21 protein-coding genes and 1 pseudogene are annotated in these 21,327 nt (G+C 42.3%); 2 read left to right on the forward strand and 20 right to left on the reverse strand.

The genetic code is table 11. The features are described from left to right. Nucleotides 1–74: 74 nt before the first annotated feature. The 11 genes from G573_RS0109530 to rplK form a co-directional block, all read right to left on the reverse strand. On the reverse strand, nucleotides 75–776 hold the full coding sequence (locus G573_RS0109530) for an HAD family hydrolase (protein ID WP_027976513.1): 702 nt from the start codon (nucleotides 774–776) through the stop codon (nucleotides 75–77). A gap of 56 nt (nucleotides 777–832) precedes the next feature. Continuing rightward, the gene (locus G573_RS0109535) at nucleotides 833–1,330 is read right to left on the reverse strand and encodes a GNAT family N-acetyltransferase (RefSeq protein WP_027976514.1); all 498 of its coding nucleotides are present in this window, start codon (nucleotides 1,328–1,330) and stop codon (nucleotides 833–835) included. Then, on the reverse strand, nucleotides 1,323–2,375 hold the full coding sequence (locus G573_RS0109540) for a PhoH family protein (RefSeq protein ID WP_027976515.1): 1,053 nt from the start codon (nucleotides 2,373–2,375) through the stop codon (nucleotides 1,323–1,325). The genes G573_RS0109535 and G573_RS0109540 overlap by 8 nt, the downstream gene beginning before the upstream one ends. A 154-nt stretch (nucleotides 2,376–2,529) precedes the next feature. Then, nucleotides 2,530–2,745, reverse strand: a complete 216-nt coding sequence (locus tag G573_RS0109545; protein ID WP_027976516.1) for a YozE family protein — start codon at nucleotides 2,743–2,745, stop codon at nucleotides 2,530–2,532. Continuing rightward, the gene (gene msrA, locus G573_RS0109550) at nucleotides 2,742–3,251 is read right to left on the reverse strand and encodes a peptide-methionine (S)-S-oxide reductase MsrA (protein ID WP_027976517.1); all 510 of its coding nucleotides are present in this window, start codon (nucleotides 3,249–3,251) and stop codon (nucleotides 2,742–2,744) included. Before msrA ends, G573_RS0109545 begins: the two co-directional genes overlap by 4 nt. An 89-nt stretch (nucleotides 3,252–3,340) precedes the next feature. Continuing rightward, nucleotides 3,341–3,835, reverse strand: a complete 495-nt coding sequence (locus G573_RS0109555; RefSeq protein WP_027976518.1) for a hypothetical protein — start codon at nucleotides 3,833–3,835, stop codon at nucleotides 3,341–3,343. A 22-nt stretch (nucleotides 3,836–3,857) separates the two neighbouring features. Beyond that, nucleotides 3,858–4,715 carry a CvfB family protein gene (locus G573_RS0109560; protein ID WP_027976519.1) on the reverse strand — a complete coding sequence of 286 codons (858 nt, stop codon included), beginning with the start codon at nucleotides 4,713–4,715 and terminating at the stop codon, nucleotides 3,858–3,860. A gap of 141 nt (nucleotides 4,716–4,856) precedes the next feature. Next, the gene (frr, locus tag G573_RS0109565) at nucleotides 4,857–5,414 is read right to left on the reverse strand and encodes a ribosome recycling factor (RefSeq protein ID WP_027976520.1); all 558 of its coding nucleotides are present in this window, start codon (nucleotides 5,412–5,414) and stop codon (nucleotides 4,857–4,859) included. Between the two features lie 485 nt (nucleotides 5,415–5,899). After that, nucleotides 5,900–6,637, reverse strand: coding sequence for a UMP kinase (pyrH, locus tag G573_RS0109570; RefSeq protein ID WP_027976521.1), 738 nt, complete (start codon nucleotides 6,635–6,637; stop codon nucleotides 5,900–5,902). A 226-nt stretch (nucleotides 6,638–6,863) separates the two neighbouring features. Further along, nucleotides 6,864–7,553 (reverse strand): 50S ribosomal protein L1, encoded by a 690-nt coding sequence (rplA, locus tag G573_RS0109575; RefSeq protein WP_027976522.1) that lies wholly within the window; start codon nucleotides 7,551–7,553, stop codon nucleotides 6,864–6,866. Nucleotides 7,554–7,649: 96 nt separating this feature from the next. Then, nucleotides 7,650–8,075: a 50S ribosomal protein L11 gene (rplK, locus tag G573_RS0109580; protein ID WP_027976523.1), complete on the reverse strand. Its 426-nt coding sequence runs from the start codon at nucleotides 8,073–8,075 to the stop codon at nucleotides 7,650–7,652. A 202-nt stretch (nucleotides 8,076–8,277) separates the two neighbouring features. Between rplK and G573_RS0109585 the strand changes: the two genes are divergently transcribed. Continuing rightward, entirely contained in the window at nucleotides 8,278–8,631 is a 354-nt protein-coding gene (locus G573_RS0109585) for a DUF3397 family protein (RefSeq protein ID WP_027976524.1), read from the forward strand. Between the two features lie 62 nt (nucleotides 8,632–8,693). On the opposite strand, the gene G573_RS0109590 is transcribed toward G573_RS0109585, so the two are convergent. After that, nucleotides 8,694–11,063: a DNA translocase FtsK gene (locus G573_RS0109590; protein WP_027976525.1), complete on the reverse strand. Its 2,370-nt coding sequence runs from the start codon at nucleotides 11,061–11,063 to the stop codon at nucleotides 8,694–8,696. Nucleotides 11,064–11,280: 217 nt separating this feature from the next. Between G573_RS0109590 and G573_RS0109595 the strand changes: the two genes are divergently transcribed. Continuing rightward, the gene (locus G573_RS0109595) at nucleotides 11,281–12,051 is read left to right on the forward strand and encodes a peptidylprolyl isomerase (protein WP_027976526.1); all 771 of its coding nucleotides are present in this window, start codon (nucleotides 11,281–11,283) and stop codon (nucleotides 12,049–12,051) included. Nucleotides 12,052–13,034: 983 nt separating this feature from the next. Here G573_RS0109595 and G573_RS0109605 read toward each other — a convergent pair. The 8 genes and pseudogenes from G573_RS0109605 to G573_RS0109640 form a co-directional block, all read right to left on the reverse strand. After that, on the reverse strand, nucleotides 13,035–13,724 hold the full coding sequence (locus G573_RS0109605; RefSeq protein ID WP_027976527.1) for a 5'-methylthioadenosine/adenosylhomocysteine nucleosidase: 690 nt from the start codon (nucleotides 13,722–13,724) through the stop codon (nucleotides 13,035–13,037). Between the two features lie 11 nt (nucleotides 13,725–13,735). Beyond that, nucleotides 13,736–14,056, reverse strand: coding sequence for a cell wall synthase accessory phosphoprotein MacP (gene macP, locus G573_RS0109610; protein ID WP_027976528.1), 321 nt, complete (start codon nucleotides 14,054–14,056; stop codon nucleotides 13,736–13,738). Between the two features lie 10 nt (nucleotides 14,057–14,066). Continuing rightward, on the reverse strand, nucleotides 14,067–14,618 hold the full coding sequence (locus G573_RS0109615; protein WP_027976529.1) for an NUDIX hydrolase: 552 nt from the start codon (nucleotides 14,616–14,618) through the stop codon (nucleotides 14,067–14,069). A 9-nt stretch (nucleotides 14,619–14,627) separates the two neighbouring features. Beyond that, entirely contained in the window at nucleotides 14,628–16,007 is a 1,380-nt protein-coding gene (glmU, locus tag G573_RS0109620; RefSeq protein WP_027976530.1) for a bifunctional UDP-N-acetylglucosamine diphosphorylase/glucosamine-1-phosphate N-acetyltransferase GlmU, read from the reverse strand. Between the two features lie 37 nt (nucleotides 16,008–16,044). Continuing rightward, a pseudogene (locus G573_RS0109625) lies at nucleotides 16,045–16,522 on the reverse strand (ASCH domain-containing protein). A 274-nt stretch (nucleotides 16,523–16,796) separates the two neighbouring features. After that, nucleotides 16,797–17,288: a VIT1/CCC1 transporter family protein gene (locus tag G573_RS0109630; protein WP_027976532.1), complete on the reverse strand. Its 492-nt coding sequence runs from the start codon at nucleotides 17,286–17,288 to the stop codon at nucleotides 16,797–16,799. A 645-nt stretch (nucleotides 17,289–17,933) separates the two neighbouring features. After that, a complete protein-coding gene (metG, locus tag G573_RS0109635; RefSeq protein ID WP_027976533.1) occupies nucleotides 17,934–19,940 on the reverse strand; it encodes a methionine--tRNA ligase in 2,007 nt (668 codons plus the stop codon). 292 nt (nucleotides 19,941–20,232) lie between these two features. After that, nucleotides 20,233–21,069, reverse strand: coding sequence for a hypothetical protein (locus G573_RS0109640; RefSeq protein WP_027976534.1), 837 nt, complete (start codon nucleotides 21,067–21,069; stop codon nucleotides 20,233–20,235). Between the last annotated feature and the right edge of the window lie 258 nt (nucleotides 21,070–21,327).

A 21,327-nucleotide genomic window follows, 5' to 3' on the forward strand; every position in this document is an offset into this window, starting at 1 on the left:
CTCAAATCTTATCATCTTATTATACCATAAAGCCCCTACTTTCTAAAGAAAGGGGCTGGAGGCAAATAGCAAGGTTACTGTCTAATTGTCTTTAGCAGCGGTAAAAGCTCAGAGCGATGCTGCAGAGTATAATCAGCATGGATTTCTTTTTGTGATGGCAGGTGGTTTCTGTGGTTGAGCCAGATAGACTTCCAGCCGGCATTATGGCAGCCGACAACATCATTTTCAAAAGAATCCCCCACATAGTAAATATCAGCTGATGACAGCTGCAGTTTCTCAGCTAATAAATCAAAGATTTCCCGCGATGGTTTGGCAAGTCCGACTTCTCCTGAAATCAGCACATTTTCCCGAGGAATCCAGCGAAAAAGATCCAAACTGTTAATCTTCTTGAGCTGGTGCTGATGGGGACCGTTGGTAATAACTCCCATCACAATACCTGCTTGCCGGCAGTAGGCAAATACTTCCTTGAATTCTGAAGAAAGCGCCAGCTGACCCTGATAACGGCTGTAGTCTTCTTGAACAATCAAGGCTTCATCGCCTGATATTTCCAGTCCAAAATCAGCCAGTGCTCTTTGCAAACGATAGATATGACTGGCTTTCAGCGTCATCTCTCCGGAAAGAACTGCATCAAAGGCCTCATCTGAATACTTCCTGCTGGCAATATAAATAGGCTCCAGCAAATTTTCAGCTACCTTTAAATGATTTTCCAATGCCCTTTTAAAAGGCTGAATTTGATCATACAAAGTATCATCAACATCAAAAATCAATGCTTTCATTAGTTTCTATCACCCTCAGATTTCTGCTTAATACCGTTTACCCGTATCCTTACTGATTAGTTTAACCATTTCTCCATTGGAACAACCGTATACTGTTCCTGCTTAACCTCAGCTCCTGCAGCTGTAAAACCCAGTTTTTCCCAAAAACCTTGTGACTGAGGATTCCCTTTAACATAGGCCAAGCGTGCCTTTTGAAAATTTTTTGAAAAATGGTCTAATACTTCTGTCATAAGTTGGCTGCCGATTCCCTTTCCCTGATAAGCCTGATTAATCATAAACAGACCAATAAACACCGTTTGTTCATCAGGATAGGCTAGAACAAAATCCATAACGGCCACCAAGTCTTGTTTATTCCAAAAACCAAGGAAAAACTTGTCCGCACGAGACTTTCCCTCGGGCAATTGCTGCATGTCTTCTCTGACACTTTCCAGACTCGGATTGGGCGGACAGTAGTGAAAATACAGAGGATTGCTTTTGTATAAGGCTAAGATAGCCGGCATATCCGCTTCTGTCAGCATTCGACAGCTGAAATCCCCAGACAAATCCTCAATCATCATCTTCCGTCTCCTTGACCGGCTCACCAATGGTCTCGTAAGCAGTCCAGCCTGATTTTTCTTCTTTTGGAAAATGGCTGCGCTCCTTATCTGACGCACTTTCATAAGCATTAATAATATCAGCTACCACAGGGTGTCTGACCACATCTTTAGCTGACAGATAAACAAAATCAATCTGTTTGATATTTTTTAGTTTTTCAGCAGCATCAACCAAGCCTGATTTGACATTTTTAGGCAAGTCAATCTGGCTGATATCCCCATTGACAATCATCTTAGAATTAAAGCCCAGGCGAGTCAGGAACATTTTCATCTGCATGATGGTGGTATTTTGCGCTTCATCAAGAATAACAAAGGCATCATCAAGCGTGCGGCCGCGCATATAAGCTAAAGGTGCGATTTCAATAATCTCACGCTCCATCAGACGGGCAGTCTGCTCCTTGCCCAAAATACGGTAAAGGGCATCATAAACCGGACGCAGATAGGGGTCGACTTTTTCCCTTAAATCCCCAGGCAAAAAGCCAAGGCTTTCACCGGCTTCAACAGCCGGCCGTGTTAAAATAATCCGTTTGACCTGCCCTCTTTTCAGAGCTGTTATGGCCAGTGTCACAGCTAAGAATGTTTTCCCCGTTCCGGCAGGACCGATGCCAAAAACAATATCATGATTCTTGACGCTGTCCACATAGACTTTCTGTCCCAATGTTTTAACACGAATGGGCTTGCCATAAGAGTCCTTGATAATTTCCTCTTCGTAGAGAGCTACAAATTTATCAATGCTGCCATTTTGAGCCATGGAAAGGGCTGTGACAACATCCGACGTATTGATAATCATACCCCGGCCAACCAAAACAAGCAGCGCTTCAATGGTCAAGCGGGCTAAATTAACAGCTTCCTCACTGTCTCCCAGAATCTGCACCCGCTCTGTTCTGGCATGAATAATGACGCCGAGCTGTTCCTCAATAAGCTTCAAATGGCGCTCATTGGAACCAAAAAGGCTCATCAGGTCGTCGGGATGGTTTAAGGTAATATCAACAGAATAATCTTGCAAAAGCGGCTCCTTTATTATATGTTTAAGGGAACATGTCAAATCGCTCTTTTGCGGCCAAAGCCGATAAATAAAAAACTTTTTTGACAGGCAGCCCTGTTTCATCTTCTTGCATTTGGTATTATTATATCAAAAAATCACGCTGACCGCGTGACTTTTAATGTGACAGATAATCTTCCCAAATCTTATCAAATTCACTCAGATTAAAAGAAAAGTTTGCCTCATCTTCTAAATAGCGGCTGACTTTTTCAAAATTATCCGTATGTTTGGGAAAGGTTGTATCCTCAAAGACCAAGTCTGCTAAAACAGCTGCAGATTTATTACTTTTTGAATGGCGCTGCGTCATCAGCCAGCTATAAAAAGATTTTCTCATGACCATTTCCTCTCTAAAAAGGCATGCCTAGTCTGGCTGCTAAGCGCATAGCGCTGGGGATTTTTCCGGTAAAAGGCCTGATGGTATTCTTCGGCTTCATAAAAAGGCTGTGCAGGTTCAATCCTTGTCACGATAGGACGGTCAAATCGACCGGAAGCTTCAAGTCTAGCCTTGGACTGCTCAGCAATAGCTTTTTGGCGGTCGTCCTCATAGAAAATAACAGGCCGATAGTTATCTCCTCTGTCCTCAAACTGTCCAAAAGCATCTGTCGGATCCGTCTGCGCCCAATAAAGCTCCACAAGATCAGCATAGGAAATCTTCGTCTCATCAAAAATAATCTCTACGGCTTCCGTGAGTCCCGTTCTGCCGCCGCAGACGTCTTCATAGGTCGGATTTTCTGTATGCCCGCCAGTATAGCCTGATCTGACTGATAAGATGCCATCCTGCTCTTCAAAAGGCTGTACCATACACCAAAAACAGCCACCTGCAAAAATCGCACGTTCCATGATTGCCTCCTTTATCAAAATCGTTCTTTTATTGTAGCAAAAAAATCCCAGTTTAGCTGAGATTTTGATGTTAGGGCGTGTTTAAAAAGTTATAGCAGGTTTATCCCTTGATAAATCAAACCTGCTGCTGGACAGACCAGCAAAGGCCATAAGAAGAGATGTTCTGGCAGTCCGAGATGCAGCATCCAGTTTCTGGTCTGCCAGTCTGGGCAGTCTTCTGTCCCCGGAATCATCAGGTGATCTATCATTTTTTGACGAAAAAGCCAGTCTAGGCCTATCAGATCCCCCACATTAACCAAAAAGAGTTGCCAATAACCGGTCATAAATAACGGCAAAAAGCCCCTGACAGGAAGATAGGCTGTCGTCACTAAGCCCAAACCCAAGGTCAACAGGTAAATCCAGAATAGCCGTTTTCTCATCTTCTGGCGCTGAAACCCATCAGGTTTGGGAGCGATTTGCTGTATTTGCCTAGGCAGCATCGAAACCACAGCCCTTGGATAAGTCAGCCAAAGTCGGGCAACTGCCCCATTAAACAGCAAACTCATCAAAAGACCAACTAGGGTCACATACAGCCATAAAGCCATTGTTAGCCTCCCATCCCAAATCTTATTTGATTAATTCTGTTCCCAGTTCATCTTGCTTGATTTTTTTAGCTTTCATAAGCCCCCCCAGAGCCTTTTTGAACTGCCCCTTAGAAATGCCGAAGGTCGCCTTGATGTCCGCAGGCGAGGACTTATCGTTGAGCGTCATAAAGCCGCCGTTACTCTGCAGATAAGCTAAAATCATTTGACTGTCATTTTCCAACATTTCAAAAGAACGCGGCTTCAAAGAGAGGTTGAGAGTGCGGTCGGCCTTGCGGTAGCCAATCACACGCGCTGTCACTTCTTCTCCCAGACGGGGTTCCGCATAGCGCTCACTGGGATGAATAAAGCCCAGCATATTGTTATCCGGCAGGTAAACAAAGGTTCCCGACAGTTTGAGACGGTAGACAATAGCCCGCAAATCTTGATTTTGCATATTATCATAAGCTGGACCGGCTAATTGCTGAAAGACCGTTTGTTCAGCCGGGATACCCCAGATACGGTCTTTTGTATCCACATCAAGCTTAATATACAGTTTATCCCCTTTTTTAGGCCACAATTCCTTTAACTGAGGCAAAAGGTCCAAAGAAACCACAATTTCCTTGTCTGGAATTCCTATGTCTACAAACACACCGAGATCACGGCGTACATCAGTCACTACACCCCAGCCATAAGCTGTTCGGCTTACCGCTGGAATGACTGTTGTTAGGCGGGCTTTTTGGTGCAGGTCTGTATAGGCAAAACCTGTGACCATCTCACCGAGCTGGTGAGAGCCCTCTTCTTTATTAAGTGCAAATGTGGCGCCACCTTTCTGGATAAAGTAAAAGGCGGCATTTTCATCCGTTATCATACCTGTGATAACAGTTGCCAATAATTCATTCATATCGTTCCTATTTCTTTTTAAGAAAAGATAGGAGCAGGAACACAACCAAACGTTTTGATATCGTACCCACCCCATCTATTGTTGCTGTTTAGGAGACTTAAAACAAGGCAGGACTTCTGTCTCAGCCTCATTTATTAGAAATTAAACTTCAAGCAGTTCTTTTTCCTTATTTGCTGTCATGTCATCAATGTGTTTGACAGCATCATCTGTCGCTTTTTGAATATCTTTTTCTAAAGATTTTAACTCATCTTCACTGATTTCTTTGCTTTTTTCTGCCTTCTTAGCTTCATCCATGGCATCGCGGCGGATATTGCGGACAGCAATTTTTGCATTTTCACCAACTTTTTTCACTTCTTTGGCAAGTTCACGGCGAGTTTCTTCAGTCAAGGCCGGAATAACCAAACGAATTACGGAGCCGTCATTTGCCGGATTAATACCAAGATCTGAAGCATTGATGGCATGTTCAATGTCTTTCAGCGATGATTTATCATATGGCGATACCAAAAGGACACGCGCTTCCGGAACAGTGATTGACGCCAGCTGGTTTAGAGGTGTCGGAGCACCGTAGTATTCTACCTCAATGCGGTCTAAAAGGCTGGCATTGGCACGGCCGGCACGGATACTGCCAAATTCACGCCCTAGGGACTGGTATGAGTGTTCAAATCTTTCTTTTGCTTTTTCTACAATAGCATTTGCCATTTATATTCTCCTTATATTAAGATACTAAGAGCGTTTCAAATCCGTATAAAAATAGGAAACGGGCGCGGTGTCGCTAAGACACAAGTACGTTTATCTTTTTTACTAGGATTTTAGCTCGTGTTCAATTACCAAGATACAAAGGCGTGAGCGACACAAAGCAAAATAAGCGGTAAGTCAGAAATCTGAGATTTCGTTGACGCACCCTCGTCAGGACGACTAGAACTCTCAATGCCTGCAAGGCGCAGAGAGTTCAGACGTCTACGACGAATTTAAAACCAAGCGTCACAGGACGCTAGGAGAAGCTGTCTTTTTGCACAGTGTCGTAGCCGTGTTCAGTTACATAAGATACGGCAGAGGATTGTTATCTAAGTGCTTTGCACTTGATAACAAACGCCAATCACTATAGTGATTTGGCTGCCTCTCCCGCTAACTTCGTTTGGTTAGTAAGGTCGACTAACCAAACGACGTGTCGCAGTCGTGTTCAGTTATTCTGAGTCAGAAATTTTACTTGTAACTGTTGTTCCAATTTGTTCGCCGAAGATGACACGTTTAATATTGCCTGCTTCGTTAAGATTGAAAACGACCAAATCAATATCGTTATCCATTGACAGTGAGCTGGCTGTCGAGTCCATGATCTTCAAACCACGCTTAAGGACTTCCATATGCGTTAACTCATTGAATTTGATAGCATCGGCATTCTTACGAGGATCATCATTATAAACCCCGTCAACACCGTTTTTAGCCATCAAAATGGCATCTGCATCAATTTCAGCAGCTCTCAGGGCAGATGTTGTATCTGTTGAGAAGTAAGGGGAGCCGACACCTGCCGCAAAAATAACAATACGTCCTTTTTCCAGATGACGAAGAGCCCGCCCTCTGATATAAGGCTCTGCGACTTGCTGCATGGCAATAGCTGTCTGAACACGCGTATCAACACCTGCCTGCTGAAGCGCATCTGCCATGACAAGGGCATTCATAACGGTTCCCAGCATACCCGTATAATCAGCCTGAACACGATCCATACCAGCCTTAGAAGCAGGTTCTCCTCTCCAGAGATTTCCGCCGCCGATAACCAGAGCAATTTCAACTCCTGAATCATGAACTTCTTTGATTTCCTGAGCAATAGCCTGCACCGTCGGAATATGGATGCCGACGCCTTTTTCTCCAGCTAAGGCTTCTCCGGAAAGTTTAATCAACACACGATTATATTTAGGTTTTACCATCATCTATACTCCTTACATTATCCCTAATATTTTACCATACTTCCTTCAAAATTTATAGTGTCTTTTCTGTTAAGTTCAAAAAGGCAGACAGACTTTACTAGTCCCCTATGTTAGCAAAGCAGAACATCTTTTTGAACACTTAACTTGGGGATTGCTCTTTTAATCCTAGACTCAGACGGCCCAATAAAAAAGACTGGAAAACATTGTTTCCAATCTTTTTATTTTCTTAGAATGAATTAGCATCAACTTTGATACCAGGACCTTGAGTTGTTGTCACAGCAAGGTTTGTAATGTAAGTACCTTTTGCTGCAGAAGGTTTTGCCTTAACAATCACATCGTTAAAGGCTTTAAAGTTTTCAACCAACTTGTCCGTATCAAATGATACTTTGCCGATGATAGCTTGTACGTTACCAGCTTTGTCAGCACGGTAAGTAATTTTACCGCCTTTAGACTCTTCAACTGCCTTAGCAACATCCATGGTTACTGTACCAGTCTTAGGGTTTGGCATAAGGTTACGAGGGCCAAGGATACGTCCGAGACGTCCAACAACAGCCATCATATCCGGTGTTGCAATAACAACGTCAAAATCTAACCAGCCGCCGTTAATTTTTTGAACAAGATCATCTTCACCAACGAAGTCTGCACCAGCTTCTTTAGCTTCTTCAGCTTTAGCGCCGCGGGCAAAAACAAGCACGCGCTGTGTTTTACCGGTACCGTTTGGCAATACCATGGCACCGCGGATTTGCTGGTCAGCTTTTTTAACGTCGATGTTAAGGTTGTAAGCAACTTCGACAGTTGCATCAAATTTTGCGAAATTAGTTTCTTTTGCGAGTGCTACAGCTTCTTCTACGCTGTAAGCTTTTGTGCTGTCGATTTTTTCAAGAGCAGCACGTAATTGTTTGCTTTTTTTAGCCATTTTATCTTCTCCTTGTAATGTGGTCATATCGATTTTCATCTCCCACGTCACTCGTCAACATATGATCAAGCATGCGGGCAATAGGATCGGTTACAATTAGTCAGTAACAGTGAATCCCATAGAACGAGCAGTACCTTCGATCATACGCATTGCAGACTCAATGTTTGCAGCGTTCAAATCTGGCATTTTTGTTTCAGCGATTTCTTGTACTTGCGCACGCGTTACTGAAGCAACTTTAGTTTTGTTAGGTTCACCGGAACCTTTATCAACACCTGCAGCTTTTTTCAAAAGAACAGCAGCCGGCGGTGTTTTAGTGACGAAATCAAATGATTTGTCTTCATAAACTGAGATAACAACCGGGATAATCATACCAGCTTGATCAGCTGTACGAGCGTTAAATTCTTTCGTGAATCCCATGATGTTGATTCCTGCTTGACCAAGTGCTGGTCCAACTGGCGGAGCTGGTGTTGCTTTACCGGCAGGAATTTGAAGTTTTACGACATTTTCGACTTTTTTAGCCATTATAAAATCCTCCTGTTGTGGTTCTCTCGGTAATTAAAAGATTTTTACCTCCCACAAATATGCCATTACAGCATACTTACTCATTATACACTATTTTAGACAAAAATCAAGATATTTAAACAGAGAATTTCTTTTCTGCTTCATAACCGGTCCTTTATAAATAGGCGTTTACTTTCTTCTAAAATCGTTATAAAATAAGATTATGAATATGTATAAATTTATGGCAGTGGCCTTCGTTTTTCTCACTCTTATCTTTTCTTATATCATTGTCTCGACTTTTCGTTTGAGACGCTTTGGTCTAAATCTTGCCGACCTTGCCCTGCCGCTTTTTGCAGCAGAAATTGTTTTGGTATCGGCTAAGTTTTATACCCACAGTTTTCTGCCGCATTATCTGCTGGCTATGTCCATTCTTGCCCTCACCTTGGCTATTCGGCAGCTCAGAAGAAGAAAGGCTTTTTCTTTCAGACGCTTTTTCAAATTTTTTTGGCGGGCCGGTTTTATTTTGACTTTCTTCTTTTACTTAGCAACCGTTATTGCTGCTTTTGTAGCTAAATGACAGTGCATCATATATGAAACGAGTCTGGAACATTATTTGCTCCAGACTCGTTTTGTATTAATTTAATTACTTTGCAAGACCTTGCGCGGCTTGGTGCCTTCAGCCGGGCCGATGACACCTGCCTCTTCTAATTCTTCCATGAGACGGGTCGCTCGGTTAAATCCGACAGAGAGCCTGCGCTGCAGCATCGATGCACTGGCTTTTTGCGTTTCTAAAACCAAAGCCTTAGCTTCTTCAAAGAGCGGATCTCCTTCAGAAGCACCGCCATTGCTGTCAGAGCCTTCATTTTCAGAAACTTCTCCCGGATCAAAGCTGTCATCATAATCAGCGCCAGCCTGTTCCTTGATAAAGGAGACAATACGTTCAACATCGTCATCTGAAATAAAGGAGCCTTGCAGGCGAACCGGATGATTTTCATCAATCGGCTTAAAGAGCATATCGCCGCGGCCAAGGAGCTTCTCAGCACCATTTTCATCCAAAATAGTCCGGCTGTCTGTCCCGCTTGAGACTGCAAAAGCAATCCGGCTTGGGACGTTGGCCTTAATAAGGCCTGAAATAACATCAACAGACGGCCTTTGCGTAGCCAAAATCATATGAATACCGGCCGCACGCGCCTTTTGTCCTAAGCGGATGATGGCATCCTCAACTTCTTTACTAGCTACCATCATAAGGTCAGCCAGCTCATCCACGATAACCACCAAAAGCGGCAGAGGAACATGCTTGGTTTCTGACTGGCGGTTGAATTCTTCTACCTTGGCATTGTAGCCTGCGATATTGCGCACTCCAAAATGACTGAACAGCTCATAGCGGTTTTCCATTTCATCGACAACCTTTTGCAGAGCCTTGCTGGCCTTGCGCGGATTGGTCACAACAGGAATAAGCAGATGAGGAATATCATTGTAGACAGACAGCTCAACCATCTTAGGGTCAATCATCATAAATTTGACTTGATCGGGGCGGGCCTTCATCAAAATGCTGGCAATAATACCATTGACTGCCACTGATTTCCCGGAACCTGTTGAACCCGCTACCAAAATATGGGGCATCCTTGCCAGATCAAAAGAGCGGACAGAGCCGTTGACTGCCTTACCTAAAGGTACTTCAAGCAATTTATCCGGTGACGTTTTAGCCTGCTCCCAGAGTTCACGGAAGGTGACAGTCGCAACCTCAGAGTTAGGCACTTCGATACCGACCAATGATTTGCCCGGAATCGGTGCTTCAATACGAACATCCTGAGCGGCCAAGGCCAGAGCCAGGTCATCTGCAAGATTGGAAATGCGATTGACACGGACACCAACGGCCGGCTTGACTTCATATTTGGTTACAGAAGGACCAATTTCAGCACGTTCAACACTGGCCTTGATTCCAAAACTGGCAAACGTTTCTTCCAATATCTTGATATTATCACGAACAAGCTTTTTCTCCTTGCTTTGATTTTTAGGCTTGTCCTTGGCAAAAAGTTCAATACCAGGCAATTTGTAGTGAAGATTTTCTTTCGGTGTAAAATCAACTTCTAAAGGCTCGTCAGGATAATCCTCTTCAGGTGCAGGACCGGCATTTTCAGCCAGCTGATTAGAAGGTATTTCTTCAAAAGTTTCATCTTCATCATTTGGCTGATAACCGATAATTTCAGGCTCTCTATGAACTTGACCGTCAAAATCATCCAAGTCAATCGTCTGCGCTTGATCTAAAACTTCTCCTGTTTCTAAATCAATAGCCGCATTAATTCCATGGTCAGCTTCAGCCATTTCCTGAGCTTTTTGAGCGGCCTCTAACTCAGCCTGAAGGCGCTCTTCTTCTTTTTGGGCAAAGCGCCTTTCCCTATGCTCCTCACGCTTAGTTTGAAATTTAACATAGGCTCCTTTGAAAAAGTCCATAACGTCATAAACATCCCAAGAACTCATGAGAAAGAGACCTAAAAGAATAAAAAGACCGCCTATCAGGAAAGATCCGATATTAGAGAAAAGAAAGGCAACCGGCATATAAAAGAGAGCCCCTAAAAGACCGCCGCCGGCAAAATTAGCCACACGAAAATTGGTCAAATCGCTAAAGACAATACCGAGAGTCGCCTTAATGACGTTTTGTCCTGCCATACCGGCCATAGAAAAAAGGTAAGCCTGCCATTCCAAAAGTAAACCCAGCATGGTGACAACAAAGCCTCCAACCAGACCATCATACTTGCGCAGCCACTTCGCTGCGAAAAGATCAATCAAAACAGCAAAAATAAGCGGGTAAGCCAGGCTCCCCACCAGCAAACGTATCATATTATAGGCGGTAATCCCGACCCGTCCTAATTTAAAAACAGCAAAAAAGAGGACAAGGGCTATAATAAAGACAGCCACCATCCGTTTTATTGCTCTTTGTTTTTCTAATTCTGCTTTTGTCGGACGGCGTGTCTTCCGTCCTTTTCGTTTGTTCTTTGCTTTAGCCATGATGTTATTATACCATTTTTATAGTGTTTGGGGAAAGAACTGCCATTCCCTTTTTCTAAATTTGCCAGAGAATCCTCACCGGGGCTCAAAGACAGTGGCAAAAGCAGGAGTTCTCATTTTTAAATCGTTAACACTGGTAAAAATTTACCAGGCTAAGGCAAAGATAAGGCCGTTTTTATGGTAAAATAGACTTATCTTTTAATAACAAGGAGCAATTATGAAAAAAATTTTGAGTCTCATTTTGATAGCGGCCGTTTTTTTGGCAGGCTGTGAAAGCATGGACCGTGCTATTAAGGGAGATAAGTATGTTGATAACAGCATTGCCAGGCAAAAAGCTGAAAATAAGCTGAAAAAACTAAACAAAGCCAGTTTTCCGCAATTGTCCCCAAAAGTTGCTAAAAATGAAGCCAAAGTCCAAATCAGGACATCTAAAGGTGATATCACCCTTAAGCTTTTTCCTAAATACGCTCCTTTGGCTGTTGAAAATTTCCTGACGCATGCCAAAAACGGTTACTATAATAACCTGACCTTCCACCGAATTATCGCTGATTTTGTTGTTCAAGGCGGTGATCCTAAAGGTGACGGCAGCGGCGGCGAATCTATCTGGAAAGGCAAGGACAAATCAAAAGATGCAGGCCAAGGTTTTGCCAATGAAAGTTCAAAATATCTCTATCATCTAAGAGGCGCCTTAGCTATGGCCAATGCCGGTTCCCACACCAATGCCAGTCAATTTTATATTGTCCAAAACAAGGCCAACCAAGCTAAGCAGCTCTCCTCCGAGCTCTATCCGCAAAAAATAATCAACGCCTATAAGCATGGAGGAACACCAAAGCTTGACGGCAACTACACGGTCTTTGGACAAGTTATTAAAGGCATGAAAACAGTTGATGCTATCGCAGCAGTCAAAACTGATCAAAACGGTAAACCTGAGGAAAAAGTAGTTATCAAGACGATTACCGTTCTTAAAGATTATCAATTCTCTAAATAAAAATAAAGCAGCTCGATGGCTGCTTTATTTATGATAACGACTCAAGATGGTCTCTGCAATGGATGAAATTGCAACTATAATGCCACCGCCAATACCGCCTAAAATTATGTTACCTACAAAACCAAGTATCATCCCTAGAGCTGTGATGACTAACTGAACTACTTGTTATGTAAATAATAATATATCGCCATTGCAATCAAATAGAGCATCAAAGAACCTGAAACATAAAATCTAATCTTTTTTGATTTAAGACGTTTAAGTCCATGATCAGCTAAAAAAAACATGGCAATAATAACTACTGCATTAATGATATCTATTGTTATTTCCATTTTAGTCCTTACTTTTTAATAAACTATATAGCCATTTTTCAACTCCTGATAACTAAAATGCTATTAACATTTCACAGCAAGCTTGTACATTTAAATTCTTCATCAGGTTATCCATAAAATCTGTAGTGATTCTAAAAATTTCCGTGAAAAATTTATGTTATATTTTATCGCTTAACTTTTTCTTGCACAAGACCAATGCTGCTCATTTAATGAAATTGATAATGAGCCCTAAAAAAAGAGCAAATTTTCTGACTATTTTTCTTATCTTATTTAAACTTTTCAAATCAAGAGGTTGGGCAAAACTAATTTCGACAGCCAAATAAAGATCCTGAGAACAACTGCCCTCAGGATCTTTGAATTATATCCCAGATTCTCAGAAAAATACCTCGACGCCTAAACGGAGACGTAGGAAATTGACATACCTTAGCTTTTATTTTTTTAATTTAATAAAGCCACATATAACAAAACTATCGCCAAAATTATAAATGAGATGACACCTATCAAAAAATATTTCATAACTGATTCCTTACCAACATGATACTAAATATTCACCAGCTCCGCTAATTGCTCCTGTGACTAACCCTCCTGCTCCAAGTGCCAAGCCACAGCCAAGCCAAGCAGTTGCTGTTTTCAGTCCTTTGATTGGGATCACACTCATAAAACATCCAAAAAATCCAGAAGAACCTGGGCAGAACGCTTGCCGGCTTCCAGGATAAATTCGTCAAAAGTAAGATTGGCATCGTGCGCTGCGGTATCGCTCATGGCACGAATAACTACAAAAGGCAGCTGAGCTGCGGAGGCTGCCTGTGCCACTGCGGCTCCTTCCATTTCTACGGCTTCCACTTGCGGAAAATGCTCTTTTACAAAATCAGTTTTATCTTTACCAGCCATAAAGGAGTCACTGCTGGTAATTAATCCCACCTTACTCTTGATGTGATGCTGCGCCAGAACTTTTTCAAAAACAGCCACAAAATGTTTGTCAGATTCAAAATAAAGAGGCTGTTCTGACATCTGCCCAAAAGCATAGCCAAAAGCCGTCAAGTCAACATCATGGTAGGCAAGCCTATCTGCCACCACAACGTCACCAATCTCTAAATCCGGCGCCAAAGCTCCGGCAGAACCAGTATTAATAAGCGCCTCAACAGCGAAACGATCGGCTAAAACAGCGACGCTCATAGCGCTCATCACTTTGCCGACACCGCTTCTCACAAGGACAACATCATGTTTGCCCAGTCGGCCGCTGTAATAGGTCCGCCCCAAGCAAACCTCTTCTGTCTTTTGACTCAGCTTTTCCAGGAGAAGTTTTAGTTCTTCATCCATAGCCGCGATAATTCCGATTTTCATTTTCTTTTCCTTTAGAGTTTAAAAACTGCGTAAATAAGAACAGCCAAAAGCAAGGCAATACCGATTAAAATCCAATTGAGTTTAGACTGAAATTCGCCGCGCTTAGCATTCTCAATGCGACGGCTTTTGATGATAGGATCTTCATCATAATCCTCAAAATCAAAATCGTCATCATAGTCACTGTCAATGTCACTCTTGCTATAATCAGAAACAGCTGCTTTGTCTGTATGAATGACAATGGTTTTTTCCGGATCAAAATCCTCTTTATCATCAAATTTTTCGCCGTGATTAGCACGCGCAATCATTTCATCTGTTAAAAGCGGTTTTCCCATAACATTTCCTCTATTTATTATTAAAATGCAAGGCAAAATACTGCAGAGCAATCAGGGTTTTAGCATCTTCAATATCTCCTGATGCCACCAGTTCCATGCATTCGTCATAAGTTAATTCCAGCAGTTCAATCACCTCATCCTCATCCTGCGGACGAGGATTTGCAACCTTTTTAAGGTTTGTAGCCAGATAAAGCTTTATTTTTTCATTGCAAAATCCGATAGCCGTATAGAACTCATAAATCAACTCCAAATCCCCTGTATAAGCAGTTTCCTCTTCTAATTCACGCAGGGCTGCTGCTTTTTCACCACCGTTTTCACCAATTTCAAGCTTTCCTGCCGGAATTTCATAAGAGATTTTTTCAATTGCCTTACGGTACTGCTTGACAATAACCAATTTATTGTCCGGCGTAACAGCCAGAACAGAAACGGCTCCCCGATGAAAAATCAGTTCACGTTTTGCTGTTCCCAACTGATTGGGCAGCTCAACATCATCAACCGCAACTTTAAAAATCTGGCCATCAAAAATCTCCTGACGCTTGATGGTCTTTTCTTCGAATTCCATGAACATCTCCTAATTATTATCTGGATGGTGAGGCTTTTTCTTGGCATAGCCTTCCTTATTGACCTGACGGCTGCGCCCAATCGCAACGCTGTCTGCCGGAACATCCTTGTGAATAGCCGACCCGGCCGCTGTCAGAGCATTGTCTCCTACTTGGAGCGGTGCAATAATCGTTGAATTGCTGCCAATAAAGACATGGTTGCCAATCTTTGTCTTGTACTTCTTTTGACCGTCATAATTGACCGTGATTGTTCCTGCACCGAAGTTGACATCGTGGCCAACTTCGGCATTGCCAATATAGGTCAGATGCCCTGCTTTTGTGTCCTTGCCCAGAGTTGAGGCCTTGACCTCAACAAAGTTTCCTACGTGAACATTTTCTTCCAAGACAGCATCCGGCCGCAGATGAGCATAAGGCCCCACAGTAACATTGCGCTCAACCTGCGAAGACTCAATCATGGAATTGGTAATCACAGCATTCTCACCAATAGCCGAATCTACAATATAAGTACCATTGGTCAGAACTGCTCCTGAGGCAATTTTTGTCTGTCCTTTGAGGGTGACATTCGCCTCAATCACAACATCCGGTGCAATAGCAACATCAGCATCAATATAGGTGCTGTCCGGATTGATAAAGGTAACACCATTAACCATGTGAGCACGGTTAATGCGCCGGCGCATAATTTCTTCAGCTTTAGCAAGGGCAACACGGTCATTGACTCCCAAACTTTCATTGAAATCACGAAGCTTATAGGCACCGACTTTTTCATCAGCGGCTTTAAAGATGCTGATGACATCTGTTAGGTAATACTCCCCCTGAGCATTATCCGTATTGATCTCTTTCAAGGCTTCAAAAAGGCGTTTATTGTCAAAGACGTAAGTACCTGTATTAATTTCTTTAACCTGCTGCTCAAACTCAGACGCATCCTTTTGCTCAACAATCTTAGTGACTTCCGCATTTTGATTGCGGATAATCCGGCCATAGCCAAACGGATCAGCGGCTTCTGCCGTTAAAATCGTAGCTACATTTTTATGATTTCTGTGGTAATCCACCAAATTTTTCAGGCTGTCTCCCGTAATCAGCGGAGTGTCTCCGGCAATCACGAGGGTTTGCCCATCCAAACCAGCCAATTCTTCCTCAGCCATCATAACAGCATGGCCTGTTCCCAGCTGTTCTGTCTGCATAACAACATCAGACTGATCTGCTAAAACATCTTTAACAAGATCCGCCTTATGTCCGATAACTGTTACACTTTTTGCAGGATTCAAAGCAGAAACACTGCGAAAAACATGCTCTAACATTGTAATTCCCGCAACCTTATGCAAGACTTTGGGAAGATCTGATTTCATTCGAGTACCCTTGCCCGCAGCAAGAATAATAGCATAGTTATTCATAAAATGTCCTTTGTAAAAAATAATACAACAAAAATGTTCATTTCATTATAGCACTTTTCCAATCATTTGTTAAATTAGGGAGCGTAGACTAGGCGAAACTCTTCGAGAACAACCAGACTGTCTTGAGTAAACGTCAGCCCTGCCTCTTTAAACCACTGCGTGAAAAGCTGCTGATGAATATCCCGCCACCAAGCCAGAGTACGATTCCCTTCACCCTCTTTAAAGGCGTGTTCAGCTGACACCTCTTCAAAAGGAAGAATGGTGACCTTAGTGATTTCAATGATGCAGACAGCCTCATCATGACTGTCCAAAATAACATCATAACTGCCTTCCTGAGGCAGGGGTTCATGGTCTGCTTCATACAAATCATAGGCTGAAGCCGTTGCCGTTTTCCTTCCTTTCAGCACCAGCTGTGCCAGCAAATCGGGTTCTGCTCCAAAAGCCCAGGCATCAATAGCATTGCCGATAGCCGGGTTGAGCGTTTTATACTGATTCCATAGTTGTTTTGCGTTCATGTCTACCTCCGATTTATAGTTCATAGCTTGCTCAGCAACTCATAGAAAATAAGCTATTTTATGATCCCCGTAAGAAACATTCTTATACTGAAACTTTTCTCCCTAACTGAATCTGCTACTATTATACATTATTTCAGATATACACAAAAACAATCATTAAAAATACTGCTGTCCCCAATGATTATAGCCTCAAGCCGAAAATCTGTATCTTTACAAGAAAAGAGTGAGATTCAGACATTTCTAAGAAATGATTGAATCTCACTCTGTGAACCTGTCAGGCCAACAGCCCCAATAAATAACCAACATAGTAGGCCACAAAAGTTGCAATGAGCCCGACCGTCACTGTGCGTACAACTTCTTTGCGTTTTGACTGGTGAGTAATGGCAGCCTTCACTATTCCCAGCAAGACCAGAGCCAAAGCAACTAGGAGACAGGCCAGAAGGAAGGTATAATCCCGAAACAGCCCAATCCGCTCGATGAGCAGATAGGACAGCAAAGGAAGGAGGCCAAAACCATTAAAAGCAAGAAAGGTAGCCAAGGCATTTTTAACAGCCTGCCTATTATCCGTGTGTTTTTCCGTTGTTGAACTCAAGTAATCCCCGATAGCCATGGAAAAACCATCTGCCAGTAGATTCGAGAATCCCAGAATAATAATGGTCATCGTCCCAAGTTTCCCTCCTACTGCACCGGCAACTACAGCAAAGGTCGTAATAATCCCATCCAAACCGCCGTAAACAATTGATTTAGCATAATCTTTCAAATTCATTATAGGTTGCTCCTGACTGTTAAACAATAATTTATTTAGAATCATTCTAAATATCTTCTATCTCTATTATACGCTTATTTAGAAGAATTACAATTAAATAATCCTTCGACAATAAAACTAGGCCTACAACAAAAAATCAGCAGAAAATTTCTGCTGATGTCAGATTATAGACAAACTCTCAAAACTAAATTCTCTCTAAAATTTCATCATAGAATAGTATCACTTTTCGTTTTTGTAAGATGATATAGAAATGAGCGAAGCCTAATCTGATACTTCCTGATGTAGCAAAAGAGGCAGAAACAGTGAATTTCTGCCTCTCGGAGATTTTGAGACCTAGGCTCAAATTTTAATTGAACACGGGCTGCGGATTGTGGCAAAAAGATGAGTCCGCCTAGAATCTTAACGATTCCGCATCGCACTCCCTATTTTGCCTTTATCCGCAGACGCCCATTGTATCTTGAACTTAGGTATGGAATTCCGAAGGAAATCGCTATGACGATTGCCGTTAGAAATCGATATTATTTCTAACGGCAATCTAATGCAAAACCTAGTCAGGAGCCATAGCCTTGGCGTTTGGTTTTGCCGTCCGTGCTACCTAAGGAAAGTATCATAACAAAATGTTACTTTTTGATAAATGAAATCATTCTAGCCAATTTGACTGCCGTTAGGCACACTTGAATCAACGGTCAGAACACTCAAGCTGCCATTGTGTTCGGCAGAAAGAATCATGCCTTGACTGAGCAGCCCCATCATCTTGCGAGGTTTGAGGTTGGCAACAATCTGGACTTTCTTTCCGATCAGCTCTTGTTCATTTGGATAAAATTTAGCGATACCGGAGAGAATCTGGCGATCCTCCCCATCACCGGCATCTAAGCGAAACTTAAGCAGTTTGTCTGAACCATCAACCTTTGAAACTTCCTTGACTTCTGCGACACGGATTTCAACTTTATCAAAGTCTTCAAATTTAACGGTCTTCTTTTCGTTTTTGAGCTCGACTTGGCTTGGATCCCATTCCTCTTCTTCCTCTTGGGCAATAGCAGAGCCGGTACCCATTTGTTCTTTGATGTAGTCAATTTCAGCTTCCATATCCAAACGCGGAAAGATGGGTGTCCCCTTAGCGACTACCTTGATTCCCTCTGGGAAATTGGCCAAAGTCAGATTTTCAAGGTCAAATTGCCCGGATAAGCCGAGCTGTTCCATAATAGCATTTGAGGTTTCCATCATAAATGGCTGAATGAGATGAGCCACCACGCGCAGACTGGCTGCCAGATGCGCCATAACACTTGCCAATTCATCACGCTTGTCATTATCTTTAGCAAGCACCCAAGGCGTCGTTTCATCAATATACTTGTTGGTACGAGAGATGATGTTCCAAACGGCTTCAAGCGCACGCGGATAGTCCACAGCATTCATTTGCTTGTGGTATTCAGCCAGATTCTCCGCTGCGACTGCTGCTAAATCGGCATCAAATTCAGTGACATTTTCAGCATAAGCTGGAATTTCACCGTCGAAGTACTTATTAATCATAGCCACGGTACGATTGAGAAGATTTCCCAGATCATTTGCCAATTCATAATTGATACGGCCGACATAATCTTCAGGCGTAAAAGTTCCGTCTGAGCCGACCGGCAAGGAACGCATGAGATAATAGCGAAGAGCATCTAGTCCGTAGCGCTCTACCAGCATTTCCGGATAGACAACATTGCCTTTTGATTTAGACATTTTGCCGTCTTTCATGACAAACCAGCCGTGGGCAATAAGGCGTTCAGGCAATTTCATATCCAGCATCATGAGCATGATAGGCCAGTAAATACTATGGAAACGCAGAATATCTTTACCAACCATGTGAAAGACCGTACCGTTCCAGAATTTATCAAAATTAGCATGATCTTCCTGACCGTAACCAAGCGCTGTCGCATAGTTGAGAAGAGCGTCAATCCAAACGTAAACAACATGCTTAGGATTTGAAGGCACCTTAACTCCCCAGGTAAAGGAGGTACGTGACACCGCCAAATCTTCCAGACCAGGCTCGATGAAATTTTTAATGATCTCATTCATACGGCCGTCAGGCTGGATAAAGTCAGGATGCGCATGGAAAAAGTCTACCAAGCGATCAGCATACTTGCCCAGACGCAAGAAATAAGACTCTTCTGATACCCATTCTACCTCGTGACCAGACGGTGCAATCCCGCCTGTTACATTGCCGGCTTCATCGCGAAAGACTTCTGCTAGTTGACTTTCGGTGAAAAATTCTTCATCAGAAACAGAATACCAGCCTGAGTATTCGCCTAAGTAAATATCGTCCTGTGCCAGCAATTTTTCAAAGACATCAGCCACTACTTTTTCATGATAATCGTCAGTCGTACGGATAAACTTGTCATAAGAAATATCAAGGAGCTGCCAAAGCTTCTTAACACCTACTGCCATACCGTCCACATAAGCCTGAGGCGTGACGCCGGCTTCTTCAGCCTTTTGCTGAATCTTTTGACCGTGCTCATCAAGCCCGGTCAGATAAAAGACATCGTAGTTCATCATGCGCTTGTAGCGTGCCAAAACATCGCAGGCAATAGTCGTATAGGCCGAACCGATATGAAGTTTACCGGACGGATAATAAATCGGTGTCGTGATATAGAATGGCTTTTTATCACTCATGTTTAAGATACCAAGAACGTAAAAACAAGCCAAAGGCAGCTTTAATCAAAAAGCAGAAAAAGACGGAACTTTTAGCTGCTAAACCAGTTGCTTTTACATTCGTTTCCTTTCTCCTTGAGGCAGATGAAACCTCTTTTTGATAACACTTTATTATAGCATAAATTGCCCATTATGAAAGCTCAAAATTAAAAACAGCCTGACGGCTCCAGCCTTATCAGAAAATAAAAAGAGCAGGACACGGGCTCAATCAATAAAATCAATTGTGCTTTTCCTGCTCTTTTCAGACCGCTCTTTAATAATTATTGTATTTTTTTATAAGCTGACGTTCCTTATCTTCAATCTTTTTATAAGTGTTGTGTAATTTATTGGCTGCCTTGCCTGTCCGCTTGACATAGGTTGTTTTGTCTGTCAGTTTTCCTTTTTTATTATAAGCCTTGAGGGTTAAGCGATCACCTTTTTTCTGGTAGGTTATCTTTCTTGCTTTTTGATTCTTAAAATCTTTTTCATAGCCTTTCTTCGTCTCCTGCAGATCACTGTCGGAGAGATATTTCGTTTTAATGTAATCGTCAATATAGCGGTTCAAGTCACTGACAAAGTCTTTTTGAGAAATAGACATCCGAATTTCTCTTTTCCAAATATCAGCCTTATGTGTCGGTCTTATATGCCCAGTATAAGTGGTTCTGGCACTGCTAAAAAGTTCCTCATACTCAGAGTCCGTATCAGGCAGTTCCATATTATACTCAAGCTTATAGTAAGAATAAGTCTTTAGGGAGCCTTTTTCAACTTCTAAAAATTGATGATAATTGATTTTAGCTTTTTCGTTTTCTTCATCAGCATCAATCCACTTATGCTTTTTAGAGCTATAAGACGAGGAAGACACCCGTTCCCAAGTACCGTCTATATTGCCGGAATAGTAATAATAAGCTGCAGCACCGCCGGCAATCAAGAGCAGTACAGCAAAGACTGACACTAAACTGATGATAACAATGGTTGAGGTCTTCATTTTTTTCTTCGGCTGCTGACGGGACGCTGTAAATTCTCCTCTCTGAAAAGCTGCCTGAAATTCTTCTTGGCTGGGCTCGCGGCCGTTTGCCGCCCGAAACTGTTGTTGCCATTCATTTTGTTTCATCTTGGACTCCTTAATAATTTATTACTCTTTTATTTTACCATACTTACAGCCTAATTTATCAGAATTTTTTAATTGTTTTTTCGCTTTTAAGTGTCTTTAGCTAAGCTTGTCATGAAAGACTGCAGCCTTATTTAGCAGGTCCTAAAATTAATGTGATTTAATACTTGATTAAATACAATATGTAGTGTTATTATATTAATTGCTGTACAATATATTGTGGCGATATTTTTTAATAATCTTTTTAGATGTCATAGCTGT

Source organism: Streptococcus devriesei DSM 19639, assembly GCF_000423725.1.
GTDB classification, from domain to species: domain Bacteria; phylum Bacillota; class Bacilli; order Lactobacillales; family Streptococcaceae; genus Streptococcus; species Streptococcus devriesei.

Coding starts and splice junctions, on each gene's coding strand:
- G573_RS0109530 (WP_027976513.1), bottom strand. CDS start 776: ATGAAAGCATTGATTTTTGATGTTGATGATACTTTGTATGATCAAATT.
- G573_RS0109535 (WP_027976514.1), bottom strand. CDS start 1,330: ATGATTGAGGATTTGTCTGGGGATTTCAGCTGTCGAATGCTGACAGAA.
- G573_RS0109545 (WP_027976516.1), bottom strand. CDS start 2,745: ATGAGAAAATCTTTTTATAGCTGGCTGATGACGCAGCGCCATTCAAAA.
- msrA (WP_027976517.1), bottom strand. CDS start 3,251: ATGGAACGTGCGATTTTTGCAGGTGGCTGTTTTTGGTGTATGGTACAG.
- G573_RS0109555 (WP_027976518.1), bottom strand. CDS start 3,835: ATGGCTTTATGGCTGTATGTGACCCTAGTTGGTCTTTTGATGAGTTTG.
- G573_RS0109560 (WP_027976519.1), bottom strand. CDS start 4,715: ATGAATGAATTATTGGCAACTGTTATCACAGGTATGATAACGGATGAA.
- frr (WP_027976520.1), bottom strand. CDS start 5,414: ATGGCAAATGCTATTGTAGAAAAAGCAAAAGAAAGATTTGAACACTCA.
- pyrH (WP_027976521.1), bottom strand. CDS start 6,637: ATGGTAAAACCTAAATATAATCGTGTGTTGATTAAACTTTCCGGAGAA.
- rplA (WP_027976522.1), bottom strand. CDS start 7,553: ATGGCTAAAAAAAGCAAACAATTACGTGCTGCTCTTGAAAAAATCGAC.
- rplK (WP_027976523.1), bottom strand. CDS start 8,075: ATGGCTAAAAAAGTCGAAAATGTCGTAAAACTTCAAATTCCTGCCGGT.
- G573_RS0109585 (WP_027976524.1), top strand. CDS start 8,278: ATGAATATGTATAAATTTATGGCAGTGGCCTTCGTTTTTCTCACTCTT.
- G573_RS0109590 (WP_027976525.1), bottom strand. CDS start 11,063: ATGGCTAAAGCAAAGAACAAACGAAAAGGACGGAAGACACGCCGTCCG.
- G573_RS0109595 (WP_027976526.1), top strand. CDS start 11,281: ATGAAAAAAATTTTGAGTCTCATTTTGATAGCGGCCGTTTTTTTGGCA.
- G573_RS0109605 (WP_027976527.1), bottom strand. CDS start 13,724: ATGAAAATCGGAATTATCGCGGCTATGGATGAAGAACTAAAACTTCTC.
- macP (WP_027976528.1), bottom strand. CDS start 14,056: ATGGGAAAACCGCTTTTAACAGATGAAATGATTGCGCGTGCTAATCAC.
- G573_RS0109615 (WP_027976529.1), bottom strand. CDS start 14,618: ATGGAATTCGAAGAAAAGACCATCAAGCGTCAGGAGATTTTTGATGGC.
- glmU (WP_027976530.1), bottom strand. CDS start 16,007: ATGAATAACTATGCTATTATTCTTGCTGCGGGCAAGGGTACTCGAATG.
- G573_RS0109630 (WP_027976532.1), bottom strand. CDS start 17,288: ATGAATTTGAAAGATTATGCTAAATCAATTGTTTACGGCGGTTTGGAT.
- metG (WP_027976533.1), bottom strand. CDS start 19,940: ATGAGTGATAAAAAGCCATTCTATATCACGACACCGATTTATTATCCG.
- G573_RS0109640 (WP_027976534.1), bottom strand. CDS start 21,069: ATGAAACAAAATGAATGGCAACAACAGTTTCGGGCGGCAAACGGCCGC.